The sequence below is a fragment of the Pseudomonas sp. YJ42 genome, assembly GCF_047225135.1.
GTDB classification, from domain to species: Bacteria; Pseudomonadota; Gammaproteobacteria; order Pseudomonadales; family Pseudomonadaceae; genus Stutzerimonas; species Stutzerimonas stutzeri_E.
In genome coordinates this window covers 2,740,574-2,757,263 of sequence record NZ_CP178378.1, presented here as the reverse complement: position 1 = coordinate 2,757,263, position 16,690 = coordinate 2,740,574, and the positions used below count along the sequence as shown (strand labels likewise).

At 64.0% G+C, this 16,690-nt stretch carries 18 protein-coding genes; 16 read left to right on the top strand and 2 right to left on the bottom strand.

Going from position 1 to position 16,690, the window contains the following annotated elements:
- Nucleotides 1-186: 186 nt before the first annotated feature.
- The 12 genes from flgB (at nt 187) to ACL0K2_RS12570 (ending at nt 10,711) form a co-directional block, all read left to right on the top strand.
- Entirely contained in the window at nt 187-552 is a 366-nt protein-coding gene (gene flgB / locus ACL0K2_RS12625) for a flagellar basal body rod protein FlgB (RefSeq protein WP_045160148.1), read from the top strand.
- A 4-nt stretch (nt 553-556) separates the two neighbouring features.
- Nucleotides 557-985 carry a flagellar basal body rod protein FlgC gene (gene flgC / locus ACL0K2_RS12620; protein ID WP_021209033.1) on the top strand — a complete coding sequence of 143 codons (429 nt, stop codon included), beginning with the start codon at nt 557-559 and terminating at the stop codon, nt 983-985.
- The gene (locus ACL0K2_RS12615) at nt 985-1,668 is read left to right on the top strand and encodes a flagellar hook capping FlgD N-terminal domain-containing protein (RefSeq protein ID WP_413042767.1); all 684 of its coding nucleotides are present in this window, start codon (nt 985-987) and stop codon (nt 1,666-1,668) included. Before flgC ends, ACL0K2_RS12615 begins: the two co-directional genes overlap by 1 nt.
- A 50-nt stretch (nt 1,669-1,718) precedes the next feature.
- Nucleotides 1,719-2,906 (top strand): flagellar hook protein FlgE, encoded by a 1,188-nt coding sequence (gene flgE, locus ACL0K2_RS12610; RefSeq protein WP_239612242.1) that lies wholly within the window; start codon nt 1,719-1,721, stop codon nt 2,904-2,906.
- Nucleotides 2,907-2,915: 9 nt separating this feature from the next.
- Nucleotides 2,916-3,644: a flagellar basal-body rod protein FlgF gene (gene flgF, locus ACL0K2_RS12605; protein ID WP_239612243.1), complete on the top strand. Its 729-nt coding sequence runs from the start codon at nt 2,916-2,918 to the stop codon at nt 3,642-3,644.
- Between the two features lie 14 nt (nt 3,645-3,658).
- A complete protein-coding gene (gene flgG / locus ACL0K2_RS12600) occupies nt 3,659-4,444 on the top strand; it encodes a flagellar basal-body rod protein FlgG (RefSeq protein WP_045160153.1) in 786 nt (261 codons plus the stop codon).
- Nucleotides 4,445-4,449: 5 nt separating this feature from the next.
- On the top strand, nt 4,450-5,115 hold the full coding sequence (gene flgH, locus ACL0K2_RS12595; protein ID WP_045160154.1) for a flagellar basal body L-ring protein FlgH: 666 nt from the start codon (nt 4,450-4,452) through the stop codon (nt 5,113-5,115).
- A gap of 27 nt (nt 5,116-5,142) precedes the next feature.
- Nucleotides 5,143-6,243, top strand: coding sequence for a flagellar basal body P-ring protein FlgI (locus tag ACL0K2_RS12590; RefSeq protein ID WP_239612244.1), 1,101 nt, complete (start codon nt 5,143-5,145; stop codon nt 6,241-6,243).
- A gap of 77 nt (nt 6,244-6,320) precedes the next feature.
- Nucleotides 6,321-7,349: a transglycosylase SLT domain-containing protein gene (locus ACL0K2_RS12585; RefSeq protein ID WP_413042766.1), complete on the top strand. Its 1,029-nt coding sequence runs from the start codon at nt 6,321-6,323 to the stop codon at nt 7,347-7,349.
- The gene (gene flgK / locus ACL0K2_RS12580; protein WP_045160157.1) at nt 7,346-8,713 is read left to right on the top strand and encodes a flagellar hook-associated protein FlgK; all 1,368 of its coding nucleotides are present in this window, start codon (nt 7,346-7,348) and stop codon (nt 8,711-8,713) included. The genes ACL0K2_RS12585 and flgK overlap by 4 nt, the downstream gene beginning before the upstream one ends.
- Before the next feature lie 37 nt (nt 8,714-8,750).
- Nucleotides 8,751-9,665: a flagellar hook-associated protein FlgL gene (flgL, locus tag ACL0K2_RS12575; RefSeq protein ID WP_045160158.1), complete on the top strand. Its 915-nt coding sequence runs from the start codon at nt 8,751-8,753 to the stop codon at nt 9,663-9,665.
- Between the two features lie 14 nt (nt 9,666-9,679).
- Nucleotides 9,680-10,711 carry a hypothetical protein gene (locus ACL0K2_RS12570; RefSeq protein ID WP_413042765.1) on the top strand — a complete coding sequence of 344 codons (1,032 nt, stop codon included), beginning with the start codon at nt 9,680-9,682 and terminating at the stop codon, nt 10,709-10,711.
- Nucleotides 10,712-10,737: 26 nt separating this feature from the next.
- On the opposite strand, the gene ACL0K2_RS12565 is transcribed toward ACL0K2_RS12570, so the two are convergent.
- Nucleotides 10,738-11,928 (bottom strand): lactonase family protein, encoded by a 1,191-nt coding sequence (locus ACL0K2_RS12565; protein WP_413042764.1) that lies wholly within the window; start codon nt 11,926-11,928, stop codon nt 10,738-10,740.
- A 145-nt stretch (nt 11,929-12,073) separates the two neighbouring features.
- Between ACL0K2_RS12565 and ACL0K2_RS12560 the strand changes: the two genes are divergently transcribed.
- The 4 genes from ACL0K2_RS12560 (at nt 12,074) to ACL0K2_RS12545 (ending at nt 14,699) form a co-directional block, all read left to right on the top strand.
- Complete coding sequence (locus tag ACL0K2_RS12560; RefSeq protein WP_230623561.1) at nt 12,074-12,436, top strand: YciI family protein; 363 nt, start codon at nt 12,074-12,076, stop codon at nt 12,434-12,436.
- Between the two features lie 70 nt (nt 12,437-12,506).
- Complete coding sequence (locus ACL0K2_RS12555; RefSeq protein ID WP_045160160.1) at nt 12,507-12,953, top strand: YybH family protein; 447 nt, start codon at nt 12,507-12,509, stop codon at nt 12,951-12,953.
- A gap of 104 nt (nt 12,954-13,057) precedes the next feature.
- Nucleotides 13,058-13,414 (top strand): YciI family protein, encoded by a 357-nt coding sequence (locus ACL0K2_RS12550; protein ID WP_045160161.1) that lies wholly within the window; start codon nt 13,058-13,060, stop codon nt 13,412-13,414.
- A 28-nt stretch (nt 13,415-13,442) separates the two neighbouring features.
- Nucleotides 13,443-14,699, top strand: coding sequence for an RNA polymerase sigma factor (locus ACL0K2_RS12545; RefSeq protein WP_413042763.1), 1,257 nt, complete (start codon nt 13,443-13,445; stop codon nt 14,697-14,699).
- 619 nt (nt 14,700-15,318) lie between these two features.
- On the opposite strand, the gene ACL0K2_RS12540 is transcribed toward ACL0K2_RS12545, so the two are convergent.
- Nucleotides 15,319-16,680, bottom strand: a complete 1,362-nt coding sequence (locus ACL0K2_RS12540; protein WP_045160163.1) for a sigma-54-dependent transcriptional regulator — start codon at nt 16,678-16,680, stop codon at nt 15,319-15,321.
- Between the last annotated feature and the right edge of the window lie 10 nt (nt 16,681-16,690).

Sequence of the window (16,690 nt, the reverse complement as noted above, 5' to 3'; positions counted from 1 at the left end):
TCCGCTTCCCTTCCGCGAAGGCTCTCGATGCGGAAGCAAAGGTCCGGAAGGTTGAACTGATTCTTTAGTTTTATCGATATTAAACAATGACTTACCTGCGTCTATCGGTTCGGCATGGTTACTGCAAAAGATCTCGAAAGCTGCGGGCTGTCGTTCGGCCCGCTCGTGCTGAAAAGGTATGGGTGAATGAGTATACGGATTGATGAAGCGCTGGGCGTTCACGAGCGCGCCCTGGGTTTGCGCATGCAGCGCAGCGAAATTCTCGCGGCGAACCTGGCCAACGAGGACACGCCGGGCTTCCAGGCGCGGGACATCGATTTCAGCAAGGAAATGCAGCGGCTGGACAGCAGCATCTCGCCTCGCGCCAGCCTCGCCAGTACCGATCCGCGTCTGCTGTACCGCATTCCGGACCAGGCTTCGCAGGACGGCAACACCGTCGAGCTGTCCACCGAGCAGGCGCAGTTCTCGCGCAACTCCATGGATTTCCAGACCAGTCTGACCTTCATCACGATGAAATTTCGTGGCTTGAAGCAAGCCATCGAGGGACGTTGAAGCCATGTCATTCGATTCCATCTACCGCATCGCCGGCTCGGCCATGAACGCACAGACCGTGCGCCTCAACACCGTGGCGAGCAACCTGGCCAACACCGATTCGGCGGCCAACAACGCCGCCGACGTCTACCAGGCGCGCAAGCCGATGTTCGCGGCCGTCTATGAAAACAACTCGCTGACTCGTGGCGTCGGCCTCGGTGGCGCCCACGTGCAAGTGCTCGACGTGGTCACCTCCGGCGCCGAGCCCAAGCGTCGTTACGAGCCGGGCAATCCGCTGGCCGATGGCGATGGCTACGTCTATTACCCCGACATCAACGAGATCGAAGAGATGACCGACATGATGTCGGCCACGCGCAGCTTCGAGACCGGTGTCGAGGTACTCAATCGCGTGAAGAGCATGCAGCAGAGCCTGCTACGGCTGGGAGAGTCCTGATGGCGGTGACCAATAACCTCCAGGGCAGCGGCTTGTCCGGTAGCGCCAGCAACGATCTGCCGAAGCAGGCAGTGAACGTCAGCGACGCCACTCAGATGGAGAACAACTTCATCAGCTTGATGGTCGCGCAGATCAAGTACCAGGATCCGACCAAGCCGGTCGACAGCACCGAGTTCCTCAATCAGTTCTCGGCGATGTCGCAGGTCAAGAGCATGGAAAACCTGGCGACCCTGGCGCAGAACAACCTGGTGCTGACCGACAACCTGCAGACGCTCACGGCTGCCGGCCTGGTTGGTCAGCAGGTGAGCGTGGCCGTCGAGTCGGTGGAGCTGAGCGGTCAGGCCGTCAGCGGTCGCTTCGATCTGAGCCACGCCTCGACCCGCACCGCCGTTGTGCTGACCGATTCCAACGGCACTCAGACGCGCATCGAACTGGGTGCGCAGTCAGCCGGCAAGGTGCCCTTCGTAATCGACCCGGCCAAGCATGGCCTGCGCGACGGCACCTACAGCGTCAGCATCGAATCGGAGAACGGTGAATTCCCGCAGGTGGAAGTCGCCGGTCAGGTCTCCAACGTGCGTGTTAGCGCCGAGGGGCCAGTGCTTCAGGTGCAGGGCGTCGGTTCGGTGCCCTTCTACAACATCCTCGAATTCGCCCAGGCCGATGCCGGGCTGCTCGGCGGCTGAGCTTCGGTGCTCGCCAGTCTTCACTTCCTTTTACATATCGAGATCAGCCCATGAGCTTCAACATCGCCCTGACCGGCCTGTCCGCCGTCAACGAACAACTCAATACCATCGGTAACAACATCGCCAACTCCGGCACCGTCGGCTTCAAGTCCTCGCGCACCGACTTCGGCAGTCTCTATGCCGAAAGCCAGGCCATGGGCGTCGAGGTGATCGGCACGACTCAGAGCATCAGCCAGGGCGGCGCGCTGACCACCACCAACCGTGACCTGGATCTGGCGATCTCCGGCGGCGGCTTCTTCGTCACACGCGCCAGCAACGGCGACGTTGCGTACACCCGCGCCGGCATGTTCGGTACCGACAAGAACAGCTACCTGACCAACAGCCTGGGCCAGCGCCTGCAGGGTTACCCGACCGATGCGACCGGCAATCTGCAGACCGGCGTGGTCAGCGACCTGCAGATGAAGACGGGTGGATTGCCGGCCAAGGCCACCGACGAGCTGAGCTTCGTCGCCAACCTCGATGCCAATCAGGACGTGCCCGCTGTGGCGTTCGATCCGCTGGTGGCCGACAGCTACAACTCCACCTATACGACCAAGGTGTTCGACTCTCAGGGCAAGGAACACACCCTGACCCAGTACTTCGCCAAGACCGCCGACAACAGCTGGAATGCCCACTATTACGTCGACGGCACCGCGCTGGCTGGCCCGCAGGCGCTGACCTTCGACACCAGCGGCTCGTTGGCGACTCCGATCGGAATCGTCGGCCTGACCGCGCCGCTGGGGGGTGGCGTCGCGCCACTGAACATCGCACTCGATTACACCGGCACCAGCCAGTACGGGTCGGAGTTCAACGTCACCAGCAACCGCGCCAGCGGCTACGCCGCGGGTGAGCAGACCGGCATGAGCGTGGAGAAGGACGGCAAGGTTTACGCCACCTACTCCAATGGTGAGCGTCTGCTGCAGGGCCAGGTCGTGCTGGCCACCTTCGTCAACCCCGAGGGTCTGAAGAACATCAGCGGCACCGCCTGGACCGAAACCGCCGCTTCCGGTGCGGCCATGCTCGGTGCGCCCGGTGTCGGCCAGTACGGCAACCTGGCCAGCGGCGCGCTGGAAAGCTCCAACGTCGACCTCACTCAGCAACTGGTGGGCCTGATGGAAGGCCAGCGTAACTACCAGGCAAACACCCAGGTCATTTCCACCAACAAGGAACTGACCCAGGTTCTGTTCAACGCGCTCTGAGGCTGATTCATGGATCGTTTGGGATACACGGCGATGACCGCTGCCAGCCGCACGATGATGTCGCTGCAGGTGCGCTCGAACAACCTCGCCAACGCCAACACCCCGGGCTTTCGCGCCGACCTCGAGCGCGCCCAGGCGGTGGCGGTCGAGGGCTACGGCTACGATAGCCGGCACATGGCGGTGGTCGAGAACAACGGCGTCAGCATGGCTGCCGGCCCGCTGATGGCCACCGGGCGTGAGCTGGATTTCGCCGTCAAGGGCACCGGCCTGATCGTCCTGCAGGACGGCGAAGGTGAGGCCTACACCCGCCAGGGCAGCATGCAGATCGACGCCGAAGGCCGTCTGACCCTCAACGGCCGCGCCGTGATGGGCGAGGGTGGACCGATCGAGCTGCCCGAGCATGACCGCGTCGAAATTGGCAACGACGGCACCGTCTCGATCATGGCGCCCGGCGACTGGATGATGGCCGAAGTGGACCGCATCCGCCTGGTCGACGTGGCAGCGGCAGATCTGATGAAGAACGAGGCCGGCTTGCTGGTGACTCGTAACGGCGAACCCGCTGCACCCAGCGAAGACGTGCGCCTGGCGAGCGGCTTTCTCGAGTCGAGCAACGTCTCGGCGATCGACGAGTTGGCCTCGACCATGAGCCTGAATCGCCTGTTCGAAACCCAGGTAAAGATGATGAAAGCCGCCGAGGACCTTTCCGACGCCGGTAACCGAATGATCCGCGGCAGCTGATCGGGAGATAACGCATGAATTCCGCACTTTGGGTCAGCAAGACCGGTCTGGCCGCCCAGGACACCGCCATGGCGACCGTCGCCAACAATCTGGCGAACGTCAACACCAACGGCTTCAAGAGCGACCGCGCGGTCTTCGAGGACCTGTTCTACAGCATCGAGAAGCAGCCCGGCGCACAGGCTGACGAGATCAATACCGTGCCTTCCGGGATCCAGCTGGGCAGCGGCGTGCGCGTCGCCGGCACGCAGAAGGTCTTCACCGAGGGTAGCATCCAGACCACCGGCCAGCCGATGGATCTGGCGATCGTCGGGCGTGGCTTCTTCCAGGTCGAGTCGCCCAACGGCGACATCCTCTACACCGAGAACGGTCAGTTCCAGCTCAACGCCGAGGGTGTGATGGTCAATGCCCAGGGCTTGCCGCTGACGCCGGCCATTGAAGTGCCGCAGGGCAGCACCGGCTTTACCGTCGGCGCCGATGGCATCGTCACCGCGGTATTGGCCGGCGACACCCTGCCGTCCGAGCTCGGGCAGATCACCTTGGTCAACTTCACTAACCCGGGCGGCCTGGAAGCGCTGGGTGGCAACCTCTATCGCGAAACGGTCGCCAGCGGTGAAGCCGTCGAAGGCGTGCCGGGTGAAGAGGGCCTCGGCCAGCTCAAGCAGGGCGTACTGGAAGGCTCGAATGTGCAGGTGGTCGAGGCCATGGTGGCTATGATCGCCATTCAGCGCGCCTACGAGGCCAACGCCAAGGTGCTCGACGCTGCCAGCGGCATGCAGCAGTTCCTCAACCAGACCGTCTGAGATCGATGATGCGTACCCCCATCCTGCTCGTCGCCCTGACCCTGCTCGGCGGCTGCGCCAGCTTCAACGAAATGCTGCCGGACGAGCCGTCAACCGAGTACGAGCCGCTGGAGCTGGACTACAGCCTGCCGCCGACCACTGGCGGCGGCCTGTTCCGCTCCGGCTACAGCGGTTCGCTGATCAGCGACAAGCGCGCGGTACGGGTCGGCGACATCCTCACCGTGGTACTGGACGAATCCACTCAATCGAGCAAGAGCGCCGGTACCAGCTTCGGTAAGGAATCGAGCGTCGGTATCGGCATTCCCACCGTGCTCGGCAAGGCCTACCCGGACGTCGAATCATCGGCCTCCGGCGAGCGCGAGTTCAAAGGTTCGGCCAAGAGTTCGCAGCAGAACACCCTGCGTGGCTCGATCGCCGTCAGCGTTCATCGCGTGCTGCCCAACGGCACCTTGCAGATCAAGGGCGAAAAGGCCCTGCGGCTGAACCAGGGTGACGAGTACATCCGACTCACCGGGCTGGTGCGTATCGACGACATCAACCGCTACAACCAGGTGTCCTCGCAAAGCGTGGCCAACGCCAAGATTTCCTATGCCGGGCGCGGTGTGCTCAACGACAGCAATTCGGCTGGCTGGCTGACGCGCTTCTTCGCGTCGCCGCTGTTCCCTCTTTAAGCGAGCTGCCCTGGAATGACTAGCCCGATGCGATCCGTGAAGCTGTTTTTTGTCGCCGTTGCGCTGTGCTGGCAACTGCCGGTGCATGCCGTGCCGCTGATGGACCTGGTGGATGTCGAAGGCATCCGCGGTAACCAGCTGATCGGCTACGGCCTGGTGGTCGGCCTCGACGGCACCGGCGACAAGAACCAGGTGAAGTTCACCAGCCAGTCGGTGACCAACATGATCAAGCAGTTCGGTGTGAACCTGCCGCCGAACGTTGATCCGAAGCTGAAGAACGTCGCCGCAGTGACCATTACCGCCACGGTGCCGCCTTCCTATTCGGCCGGGCAGAGCGTAGACGTCACCGTCTCCTCGCTGGGCGACGCCAAAAGCCTGCGCGGCGGCCAGCTGCTGATGACCCCCCTGCAGGGGGTCGACGGCGAGATCTATGCATTGGCTCAGGGCGCGGTCATCGTCGGCGGCGTCAACGCCGAAGGCGCGAGCGGCTCCAAGGTAGCGATCAACACGTCGAACAGCGGTCTGATCCCTAACGGCGCGACCATCGAGCGGATGATCCCGAGCGACTTCACCGAGCGCCCAGATGTGATGCTCAACGTGCGTCAGCCCAGTTTCCAGACCGTCACCCGGGTGGTCGATGCGGTCGACGCTTACTTCGGCAAGGGCACCGCCACCGCGCTCAATGCCACCAAGATATCCATCCGCGCGCCGGTTACCAGTACCCAGCGCATGAGCTTCATGGCCATGCTCGAGCGCCTGGAAGTGGAAGAAGGCCGCACCCGGCCGAAGGTGGTGTTCAACAGCCGCACCGGCACCGTCGTGGTCGGCCAGGGCGTACGGGTGAAGGCCGCCGCGGTGGCCCATGGCAGCCTGACCGTGACCATTAGCGAGCGGCCGCAGGTCAGCCAGCCGAACGCCTTCGGCCGTGGCGAGACGGTCGTCACGCCGCAATCGGACGTGGCCATCGAGCAGGACCGCAAGGCCATGTTCAAGTGGCCCGAAGGCGCCAGCCTGGAAAGTATCATCAACACCATCAACAGTCTCGGCGCCACGCCCGACGACGTGATGAGCATATTGCAGTCGCTGGAACGCGCCGGCGCACTGAACGCTGAATTGATCGTGATGTAAGACCGGGTTGGCGAGCCAGCGGTTGTAACCCAGCAGGCCCGACGCGCAGTAGATTTTGAACAGGTTCCAAGACGACCATGAGCATCGTTTCCCTACCCCAGCACCTCAATACGCTGCGCAATCGCGCCGACGGCCCGACCGCGGCGCGGCGGCAGCAGCTGGAAGTCGTCGCCGAGCAGTTCGAGGCGATGTTCCTGCAGCAGATCCTCAAACAGATGCGTAAGGCTGGCGACGTGCTCGGCGCGGGTAATCCCATGCGCAGCCGTGAGCTGGACACCATGCGCGACTTCTATGACGAAGTGCTGGCCGACACCCTGGCCGGCAAGCGCCAGACCGGCATCGCCGACATGCTGGTGCAGCAGCTCAGCGGCGAGGCCGGCACCGCGCAGGCACCGACTGCCTTGGCCGGTCAGGTTGGCAGCGGCTTGCAGAGCGGCGGCTTGCATGCGCTGCGTGGCACCTGGCAACGCGGCGTCGATGCGTTGGACAGCGCCTGGGAAAGCGGCAAGGCGGGCTTCAAATCGCTGGTCGACAGCGTCATCAAGCATGAGTCCAGCGGCAACATTGCGGCGGTCTCACCCAAGGGCGCGCGAGGCCTGATGCAGCTGATGCCGGGCACCGCACGGGACATGGCGGCCGAACTGGGTCTGCCGTTCAGCGAGGCGCGGCTGACCACCGATGCCGAGTACAACAAACGCCTGGGCAGCGCATACCTGAACAAGATGCTCGACCGCTACGACGGCCATCAGGCCTTGGCGCTGGCCGCCTATAACGCTGGCCCTGGCAAGGTCGACGAGTGGCTCAAGATCCACGGCGACCCGCGCAAGGGTGAAGTCGGCACCGGGGCCTGGGTACAAAAAATCCCCTACGCGGAAACCCGTAACTACACCCGCAATATCCTTAACGACCTGCGTGCTGAAGCATCGAAGCCGGTCGAGCCGCGGGCGCAGATCCAGCCGCTGAGCGATCCTCTGCCGCCGACACTTAATTCCGCTGCCGATGCGGTCGCTCTATCCACTCAGCACCATCGTGTTGTCGGCGGCGGCCATCTGTCCGTGGCGTTCGCGCAACCGATCCGGATCGAGCCGAAGGAAGTCGTGTCGTGAGTATTTTGGGTCAAATTGGCTACAGCGGCGTTCGCGCCTCGCAGATCGCTCTCTCGGCGACCGGGCAAAACATTGCCAACGTCAACACGCCGGGCTTCAGCCGCTTGAGGCCAGACCTGCATTCGCTCGGCGGCCAGGGCTCGGTCAGTGTCGGCGGCGGCGTTCAGGTTAGCAGCATCCGTCGCCTGTCCAACGATTTCCAGAACCAGCAGCTCTGGCGCGCCGGCACCGACAAGAACTACTTCAATACCAATCAGCAGTACCTGACCGCGCTCGAAGGCCTGATCGACAGTGAAGGCTCCAGTGTCAGCGTCGGCCTGGACAATTTCTTCGCCGCGCTCAGTGAAGCCAGCTCCACCCCCGAGTCCATCGCTCTGCGCCAGCAGATCATCGGCGAGTCCAAGCAACTGGCACAGCGCTTCAACGGCCTGAACAGCAACATCGGCATTCAGCTCAACGCACTGCAGGGCCAGCGTGTGGCGATGACCAGCGAGATCAACGGGTTGTCCGGCAATATCGCCGAGCTCAACGCGCAGATTCGCGAGATGGAGTCGTCCGGACGCGACACCTCGACCCTGCGCGACTACCGCGAGAATCTGGTCAAGGACCTCAGCCAGTACGCCGGCCTCCGTGTGCAGGAAGCGTCGGATGGCACCCTCAGCGTGTCGCTGGTCAATGGCCAGCCACTGGTGGCCGGCACCACGGCCGGACAGATGAAGGTCAGTGATAACCTCGCGGGCGAACAGGAGATGGCCCTGGTCTTCGCCAATACCACCTTCCCGCTGAACCAGAAGGGCCTCGGCGGCTCGCTCGGCGCGCTGTACGACATGGAATACGGCGCTCTGCGCCCGGCCCAGCAGGATCTGCACGACATGGCGTCGGCGCTGGCGACGATGGTCAACGACACCCTCGGCGGTGGCTTCGACCTCAACGGCAACCCCGGCCAGCCACTGTTCGTCCACAACCCCGGCAGCACCAGCGGCATGCTTGAGGTCAACCCACTGGCGGCTGCCGAGCTGGCATTCTCCTCGGTGCCGGGCGAAGTGGGAAACAACAAGAACCTGCTTGCGCTGCTCGATTTGAAATCGCGGGGCATCAACGTTGCGGGCAACACCGTACCGCTCAACGATGCCTATGCCGGCCTGGTTGGCCGTGTCGCCAGCGCCAGCCGGCAGAACCAGGCGGACCTCAGCGCTGCCAGCACCGTCGCCGATCAGGCGCAAGCCCAGCGCGACAGCGTCAGTGCGGTGAACCTGGATGAAGAGGCGGTCAACCTGATGGCCTACGAGCAGGCCTACCAGGCCAACATGAAGGTGATCAGCACCTCCAACGATCTGTTCAACGCCGTACTGGCGATGTTCTGAGCCGGCCCCCGCCGGCTCGACTGACGAGAAAGACACCATGCGCATCTCCAACGCCCAGATCACCGCCATGATGCACGGCTCGCTGAATACCAGCTCCGAGAAGCTCGGCAAGCTCATGCAGCAGATGGCCACCGGCGAGCGCATGCTGCTGCCCTCGGATGACCCGATCTCCGCCGTGCGCGTACTGCGCATCCAGCGCGAGGAAGCGACGCTAACGCAGTACCGCACCAACATTGCCAACGTCTCGGGCAACCTCTCCAAGCAGGAGGCCAACCTCAAGTCCGCCTCGGACACCATGCTCAACGTGCGCGACATGCTGTTGTGGGCGGCCAACGGCAGCAACACCAGCGATGACCTGGCGGCGATCGCCAATGAGCTGCAGAGCCTGGAGAAGACCATTCTCAGCTTCGCCAACGTGCGTGACGAAGAGGGCCGCTACCTGTTCTCCGGCACGCTCAGCGATCGCCCGGCGATCACCTTCGACGCGGCGACCGAGACCTACACCCTGACCGGCAACGACCAATACCGCCAGGCGGCAGTCGCCAATGGCGTGCTGGTCGATGAGAATGTCACCGCCGCGCAGGTGTTCGGCGCTGGCGTGGGCATGCTCAACGATCTCAATGCGCTGGTGAAAATGCTCGCCGACCCGGCGCTGGACGCAACCGATCCCGCGGTTCAGGCATCGGTTACCGCTACGTTGAACAGTCTCGACGCCACCCATGGCGACCTGCTCGGCGCGGTCACCGAGCTGGGCGGGCGGCAGAACACCCTGACCCTGCTGTCGAGCAGCAACGAGGACGTCTCGCTGGTAAACAAGAAGATCGAGGGCGAGCTTTCGCAGCTCGATTACGCGACGGCCAGCATCGACCTGAACAACTATCAGCTGTCGCTGCAGGCGACGCAGAAGACTTATTTGAAGATCAACGGGCTGTCGCTGTTCGGCATGCTCTGACCGAGGTAGCGTGAATGAAGATTGGCAAGCAGCTCCCGGCTGTTTCCGCAATCAACCCGCAGGAGCGCCGCGAGGCGTTGCTGCGCGATGCGCCCGCGCCGCTGCGCGCCGGTGTGCCGTCTGATGCGCCGCACACCGAGACGACTACCAGCAAGAGCACCAGCTTCAGCCTGCAGCTCAATCAACAACTGTCGTCGATGCAGTCGGCCGACAGCTATCTGGGCGACCTGCAGACGCGCCTGTCGCAACTCAAGCTCAACCTCAGTCGCCAGATCAGTTCGCCGCAGCCGAACGGTGAAGAAAGCATCCGCCAGGCGGTGCAGCAAGTCGGCGACTTGCTCAAGGAGCGCAGCCAGCGCTCCGGCAACTCCCTCGACGCCACGCTCAAGCTGCGGCTGACCGAGCCGGTGCGCAGCCGCTTCAGTCTGCAGGGGCTGGAATCGCTGGAGAAGATTCGCCAATCCGGCCGCGAAACATTGCTGTTCAGCGGCGGCCGTCAGTTGGCCGAACCGGTGGCGGTGGTGCTCGACGACGAGATGAGCGATGAGCAGATTCTGCGGCGCTTCAATGGCAGCCTGGGTCAGGCCGGCATCCGCGCCGAGCTGGATCAGCACGGCGATCTGAAGTTCTCCGCTCGTGAAGACGATTGGCACAAGCTCAAGGATCAACTGGCCGTGCAGGGCGAGGGCAAGCTATTTGACAAGGGCAAGTCCACGCGCGTGCAGAGCCAGGAAGAGCAGCTGCTGAGCTTTCCCGAAGAGCTGCAGTTGGGGTCCTTTCGCGAACTCCGTCGGCTGCTCGACTCGGTGGTCGCCGGGCTCGACAAGGTCACCGCCCTACGCGAACAGCTGAGCCACCGTCAGCAGGAAATTCGTGAGTTCCTGGCGCGCCAGGCGCATGCCGACGAAAAACAGTGGGCCTTGGACTTCTCTCGTTCGGTATTCAATCTGATGCAGCGCAGCCCCTCCAGCTACGCCGCCGTCACCCAGACGGTGGTGGCCCAAGCCACCATTGGCCGCTTCGCGGTGGTCAGCCTGCTCTCCTGATCGACCCCGCGCCGAACCCGCGTTGCTTAAAGCCTGCTGCGATCGATGAACTTCACATCCGAGGGGCGGCCCATCGGCAGCGTCTGCAGGGTATCGCCCAGCCTGCCGCTGTCGGGGTCGCGCTGCAGCACCACCAGGGCGTCGCTCTTCTGATTGGCAATAATCATGAATCGACCGCTCGGGTCGATGGCGAACTCGCGCGGCTCGCGGCCTTCGCTGGAACGCGCCTGAATCTCACGCAGGTTGGCGTTCTCCTCGATGGCATAGACCATGATGCGGTTCTTCTCGGCCCGGTCGCTCACGTACAGGAAGCGTCCGTCTGTTGAAGGATGGATGGCGCCCGGCGAATGCTGCTTGGGATCATCACCAGCTGCCAGGTCGACCAATTGCCGCTGCACCAGGCCACCATCGACATGATCGAAGCGAGCCACCTGAGCGCTGAGTTCCAGCGTGGCGTAAGCCTGCAGGCCGTCCGGGCTGAACACCAGATGGCGCGGGCCGCTGCCCTCCGGCAGGGCGATGAATGCCGGATCAGCCGGCGACAGTGGCCGTTCTGCATTGGCCGGGTCGTAGCGGTAGACGAAGATCCTGTCGGCGCCCAAATCGCTGACGAACAGGGTCTTGCCGTCCGGCGACATCACCGCCGAATGCACATGCGCTGACTGTTGGCGCTCGGGGTGCACTTCGCTGGCCTGATGCGCGGCAATCTGGGTGACCGGCATGAGTGTCCCGTCCTTGGCCGTCGGCATCACGGCCAGGTTGCCGCCGGGGTTGGCGCTGGAGCCGTAATTGGAGACGAACAGGTAGCGCCCGTCGCGGCTGAGGCTCAGATGCGTCGGCTCGTCGCCGAGGGTCAGCTGCTGGGCCAGCGGCGATAGCTTGCCGCTGTTCGGCGCCATGATGAAGGCGCTCACCCGGCCCACCGGGTCGGGATGTCCCGGGCCGTTCTCGTTGGCCGCATAGAGCCGGTTGCGGTTCAGGTCCAGCGTCAGCCAGGACGGATTGTGACTGCGCACCACCTGCAGCGGTTGCGCTTCGATCTGGCCGCGTTCGGCGTCGAACTGCATGCGGTAGATGCCTTCGCTGTCACCTTCGCTGGTATAGCTACCGACGAGAAACTGGTACATGGGTGCTGCCGCTCCCGTGAGACTGAACGTCAGAAGCGCCGCGGCGATGCCGAGGCGGATGGGTGATGAACCCCGCGATGAACGGCGCATGGGTCGCTCCTGTATCGCTGAATGATTGAAGCCTGGAATCGCTTTGAGCGCGTCACACGAAAAAAATTTGCTACCGCTCGCCTGACGCTGTCGATTTCGTCGTTCCCCGTGCGACTAGGAGTTAAAGACAGGCGCAGGCGAGGGTATGGCGATGCGTTATTTATGCCTGGTTTATCTGGATGAAACCGCGCTGGCGGCAATGTCCGTCAATGCTCGGGCGGCGCTGGAGGCCGAGTGTCGGGACTACCGCGAAGGCCTGCTGCGCAGCGGCCGATTGATCGTTGGCGAAGCGCTGCAGTCGGCGCTCAGTACCACCACCCTGCGCGTACAAGGCGATCAGGTATCGCTGCACGATGGCCCGATCGCCGAAGGGCGCGAACAGCCCACAGCCATCTACCTGTTCGAGGCGACCGATCTCAACGACGCCATTCTGCTGGCTTCGCGCATTCCGCCCGTACGTCTGGGGTGCGCCGAAGTGCGGGCATTGCATTCGCGCTCGCCGCCATGACCCTTGTTCAATCGCAACCAAAGCGCTTTACCGTCATCACCCAGGTCCATCCCACCAAGAGGAAACGAAAATGAACACTGCAAGCGATATTCAGAACGGCGAAACCCGCATCCGTGAACTGATGGCCGAGTTCGAACAGCTGGTTGGCAGCAAGGATCTGGATCGGATCATGGCCCAGTATGCGTCCGACGTCGTGGCCTTCGATGCGGTCGGCGAACTGCAGTTCAAGGGCGCCGAAGCCTATCGCGCCCACTGGCAGCGCTGCTTCGACTTCTGCCAGGGCGAAGGCTTCTTCAAGATCGGCGACGTCGATGTCGTTGCCAACGGCGACCTCGCTTTCAGCTATTCGCTGAACCACTGTGGCGGCACCAACGAGAAAGGCGAGATGCAGACGGCCTGGATGCGTGGCACTCGCTGCTGGCGCCGGCAGGGCGGCGACTGGAAGGTCGTGCACGAGCATTTCTCGATGCCATTCGACATGGCCACTGGTCAGGCTTGCTTCGACGTCAAACCCTGAGTTGAACAGCGACTCATCTCGTGCAGCTGCTGCGTCGAGAAGCCCTCGTGCTTTCGCCGCCAGCTGCTAATGTTGTCGGTCTGCATGATGTGATGGAGAACAGCATGAAATACCTTTGCCTCGTCTACTACGACGAAAAGCGTGTGGATGCCATGACCGACGAGCAGTGGGCTGCGCTGGTCGACCAGTGCATGGCCAACAGTGAACGCCTGCACCAAAGTGGCCACTTCGTCGCTGGCGAGCCGCTGCAGTCGGTACGCACCGCCAAAACCGTGCGCGTACGCGAAGGCGCGGTCTCGGTGGTCGACGGCCCATTCGCCGAAACCCGCGAGCAGCTGGCCGGCTTCTATCTGCTAGAAGCGGCGGATTTCGACGAGGCGGTACAGCTGGCGGCGAAGATTCCACCGGCCACGCTGGGCAGTATCGAAGTGCGTCCGCTGCGCCAGCTGCCTGACCGTTGATGCACCCGGACGCGTTTGCGTGACGGCCATGTCGGACGGTGAAGCGGCAACCCAGCGGGCTGTCGAGGCTATCTACCGCAACGAGTCGCGACGTGTGCTGGCGACCCTGATCCGTCTGCTGGGCGACTTCGACCTGGCCGAGGAGGCGTTGCACGACGCCTTTTTCGCCGCTGTGCAGCAGTGGCCTCGTGACGGCATCCCGGCCAACCCGCGCGCTTGGCTGGTATCGGCCGGGCGCTTCAAGGCCATCGACGGCCTGCGTCGGCGGGCACGCTTCAATGCCTCGCTGAACCTGTTGGCCGATCAGCTGGACGCCGCAGAGGAGCCGGACTGGGATCACGACATGCTGGAGGACGATCGCCTGCGGCTGGTCTTCACCTGCTGCCACCCGGCCTTGCCTGACGATGCACAGGTGGCGCTGACCCTGCGCGAGGTCTGCGACCTGAAGACCGAGGAAATCGCCCGCGCCTTTCTCGCCTCGCCCAGCACCATCGCCCAGCGCATCGTGCGCGCCAAGCAGAAGATTCGTGATGCCGCGATTCCTTATCGTGTGCCTTCGCGCGAGGAATTGCCGGCGCGCCTGGATAACGTGTTGAGGGTGATCTACCTGGTGTTCAACGAGGGCTATTCGGCTTCAAGTGGTGCCGAGCTGACCCGTGCCAGCCTGAGCGCCGAGGCGATCCGGCTGGGCCGATTGTTGCTCGAGCTGCTGCCGGACCCGGAGCTGATGGGCCTGCTTGCGCTGATGCTGCTGCATGACTCGCGCCGCGCCGCGCGCACCGACGAGGCGGGTGAACTGGTGCGCCTCGACGATCAGGATCGCAGCCTGTGGGACCGGGCTCAGATCGAAGAGGGCTCGGCGCTGGTGCAACGCGCGCTGGCCTCGCGGCGTTTCGGCCCCTATACCTTGCAAGCTGCGATCGTCGCCGTGCATGCCGATGCGCCAAGCGCGGCGCAGACCGACTGGGCGCAGATCGTCGGGCTCTACGACGTGTTGTTGCGCGTCTGCCCTTCGCCGGTGATCGAATTGAACCGCGCGGTGGCGGTCGCCATGCGCGAAGGGCCCGAAACTGGCCTGAGGCTGATCGACGACCTGCTGGCCCGCGGACAGCTGCACGACTATCACCTGCTGCATTCGGCCCGTGCCGATTTCTGCCGCCGCCTCGGTCGCCTGGATGATGCGCGGAGCGCCTATCGGGACGCGTTGCAGTTGGCGCAACTGGAGCCGGAGCGGCGGTTTCTGCAGCAGCGCCTGGATGAGCTTGGATCCGGCAAGCCGCAGTAGGCTAACGCCCGCCGCCACCTAAAAGCATCGCCCCTGCGATGAATGTCCGGACCGCCGCCCTCCAGAAGCTTTGCTCCGGGTCGGGCCTCCCACGAACGCGGTCGGCGCACGGCCCCTGCTTGTGTGGGAGGCGCGCCCCGCGGCGAATGCAGGCCGAAGGCCTGCCCAGCCTTTGTAAGCATCGCCCCTGCGATGAATGTCCGGACCGCCGCCCTCCAAAAGCTTCGCCCCGGGTCGGGCCTCCCACGAAAACGGGCTGCGCACGGCCCCTGCTTGTGTGGGAGGCGCGCCCCGCGGCGAATGCAGGCCGGAGGCCTGCCCAGCCTTTGTAAGCATCGCCCTGCGATGAATGTCCGGGCCGCCGCCCTCCAAAAGCCTCGCCCCGGGTCGGGCCTCCCACGAAAGCGGCCGGCGCACGGCCCCTGCTTGTGTGGGAGGCGCGCCCCGCGGCGAATGCAGTCCTGTAGGGTGGGCCGGGTGGCGTTCCGCTTCAGCCCACCGCTTGCTTGCCGGAACTGCCTCATTCATGTTTCGTCCGTGCCTTGTCACCGAACTCTGGTGGGCTGAAGCCCACCCTACAAAAACCGGCATCGAGACTCGGAGCGCCGCCCGGCCATGATCAGCTGTCGGCGCTACCCGTCGGCAGGTAATCGCTACGACTGAGGCCGTGACGTTGCATCTTTTCGTTGAGGGTGCGGCGTGGCAGCTGCAGCTGATTCATCACCTCGGCGATGTTGCCTTTGTGTTGCTGCAGGGCGCTGTGTAGGCATTGCGCTTCGAAGGCTTCCATCTGTTCGGCCAACGATGTACCGGCGCCCGCGGCCGGGACGCTGGCGTTCGCGGACGAGGGTGGTGTCAGACCCAGCGCATGGCGCTCGGCGGCGTTGATCAGCTCGCGCACGTTGCCCGGCCAATCATGGCTGAGCAGTTGCGCCAGCTCGCCTGGACTGGCCGGCACCGGGTCGCGGCCATGACGCTGGGCTGCCTGACTGGCGAAATGGTCGAACAGTAGCGGGATGTCTTCGCGACGATCACGCAGCGGCGGGATGTGCAGCTCGGCGACATTCAGGCGGTACAGCAAGTCCTCGCGGAAGCGCCCGCCACGCACTTCTTCGAGCAGGTCCGGCTTGGCCGCGCTGATTACCCGCAGGTCGACCTCGATGCTGCGGTTGGAACCGAGCCGCTCCAGGGTCTTTTCCTGCAGCACCCGCAGCAGCTTGACCTGCTGGGCCAGCGGCATGCTTTCGATCTCATCGAGAAACAGGGTACCGCCGTGGGCATGCTCGATCCGGCCGATGCGCTTGCCCTGGGCGCCGGTGAAGGCGCCGCTCTCATGGCCGAACAGCTCGCTCTCGAAGATGGTTTCCGGGATGGCCGCGCAATTCAGCGCCACGAAGGGGTTGCGTGCTCGTGGGCTGAAGTCGTGCAGGCAACGCGCTACCTGCTCTTTGCCGCTGCCGGTGTCGCCGCGAATCAGCACGTTGACGTTGGTGCCGGCCAGTTCCAACACTTGGCGCCGGAGGTGCTCCATGCCCCGCGAAACGCCCAGCAGCATGGATTCGATACGGCCCTTGCGGGTGAACTGCTCGCGCAGCTGACGGTTCTCGCAGACCAGCCGGCGCTTATCCTGGGCGCGGCGCACGCTGTCGAGCAGACGTTCCGGGGTGAAGGGTTTTTCAATGAAATCGTAGGCGCCCTGGCGCAGCGCTTGGACCGCCATCGGTACGTCGCCATGGCCGGTGACCATGATCACCGGCAGCTCCGGATCCAGCGCCACCAGCCGCTCCAGCAGGCCGAGGCCGTCCAGGTCGGGCATGCGCACGTCACTGATCAGTACGCCGGGGAAGTCACGGTTGATCGACGCCAGCGCTTGCTCGGCGCTGGCGCAGGTGCGCACGCTGAAGCCAGACAGTTCCAGCCATTGCTGCACGGCCTGACGGATCGCCGCTTCGTCGTCGATGAAGATGACCTGACCGCTCATGTCTCACTCC

What these genes read in the sequence shown, in the direction of transcription:
- flgE (WP_239612242.1), top strand. Translation starts at nt 1,719, where the DNA reads ATGAGCTTCAACATCGCCCTGACCGGCCTGTCCGCCGTCAACGAACAA.
- flgB (WP_045160148.1), top strand. Translation starts at nt 187, where the DNA reads ATGAGTATACGGATTGATGAAGCGCTGGGCGTTCACGAGCGCGCCCTG.
- flgL (WP_045160158.1), top strand. Translation starts at nt 8,751, where the DNA reads ATGCGCATCTCCAACGCCCAGATCACCGCCATGATGCACGGCTCGCTG.
- ACL0K2_RS12570 (WP_413042765.1), top strand. Translation starts at nt 9,680, where the DNA reads ATGAAGATTGGCAAGCAGCTCCCGGCTGTTTCCGCAATCAACCCGCAG.
- ACL0K2_RS12545 (WP_413042763.1), top strand. Translation starts at nt 13,443, where the DNA reads ATGTCGGACGGTGAAGCGGCAACCCAGCGGGCTGTCGAGGCTATCTAC.
- flgG (WP_045160153.1), top strand. Translation starts at nt 3,659, where the DNA reads ATGAATTCCGCACTTTGGGTCAGCAAGACCGGTCTGGCCGCCCAGGAC.
- ACL0K2_RS12555 (WP_045160160.1), top strand. Translation starts at nt 12,507, where the DNA reads ATGAACACTGCAAGCGATATTCAGAACGGCGAAACCCGCATCCGTGAA.
- flgC (WP_021209033.1), top strand. Translation starts at nt 557, where the DNA reads ATGTCATTCGATTCCATCTACCGCATCGCCGGCTCGGCCATGAACGCA.
- ACL0K2_RS12615 (WP_413042767.1), top strand. Translation starts at nt 985, where the DNA reads ATGGCGGTGACCAATAACCTCCAGGGCAGCGGCTTGTCCGGTAGCGCC.
- ACL0K2_RS12560 (WP_230623561.1), top strand. Translation starts at nt 12,074, where the DNA reads ATGGCGATGCGTTATTTATGCCTGGTTTATCTGGATGAAACCGCGCTG.
- flgH (WP_045160154.1), top strand. Translation starts at nt 4,450, where the DNA reads ATGATGCGTACCCCCATCCTGCTCGTCGCCCTGACCCTGCTCGGCGGC.
- ACL0K2_RS12585 (WP_413042766.1), top strand. Translation starts at nt 6,321, where the DNA reads ATGAGCATCGTTTCCCTACCCCAGCACCTCAATACGCTGCGCAATCGC.
- ACL0K2_RS12565 (WP_413042764.1), bottom strand. Translation starts at nt 11,928, where the DNA reads ATGCGCCGTTCATCGCGGGGTTCATCACCCATCCGCCTCGGCATCGCC.
- ACL0K2_RS12590 (WP_239612244.1), top strand. Translation starts at nt 5,143, where the DNA reads ATGCGATCCGTGAAGCTGTTTTTTGTCGCCGTTGCGCTGTGCTGGCAA.
- ACL0K2_RS12550 (WP_045160161.1), top strand. Translation starts at nt 13,058, where the DNA reads ATGAAATACCTTTGCCTCGTCTACTACGACGAAAAGCGTGTGGATGCC.
- flgF (WP_239612243.1), top strand. Translation starts at nt 2,916, where the DNA reads ATGGATCGTTTGGGATACACGGCGATGACCGCTGCCAGCCGCACGATG.
- ACL0K2_RS12540 (WP_045160163.1), bottom strand. Translation starts at nt 16,680, where the DNA reads ATGAGCGGTCAGGTCATCTTCATCGACGACGAAGCGGCGATCCGTCAG.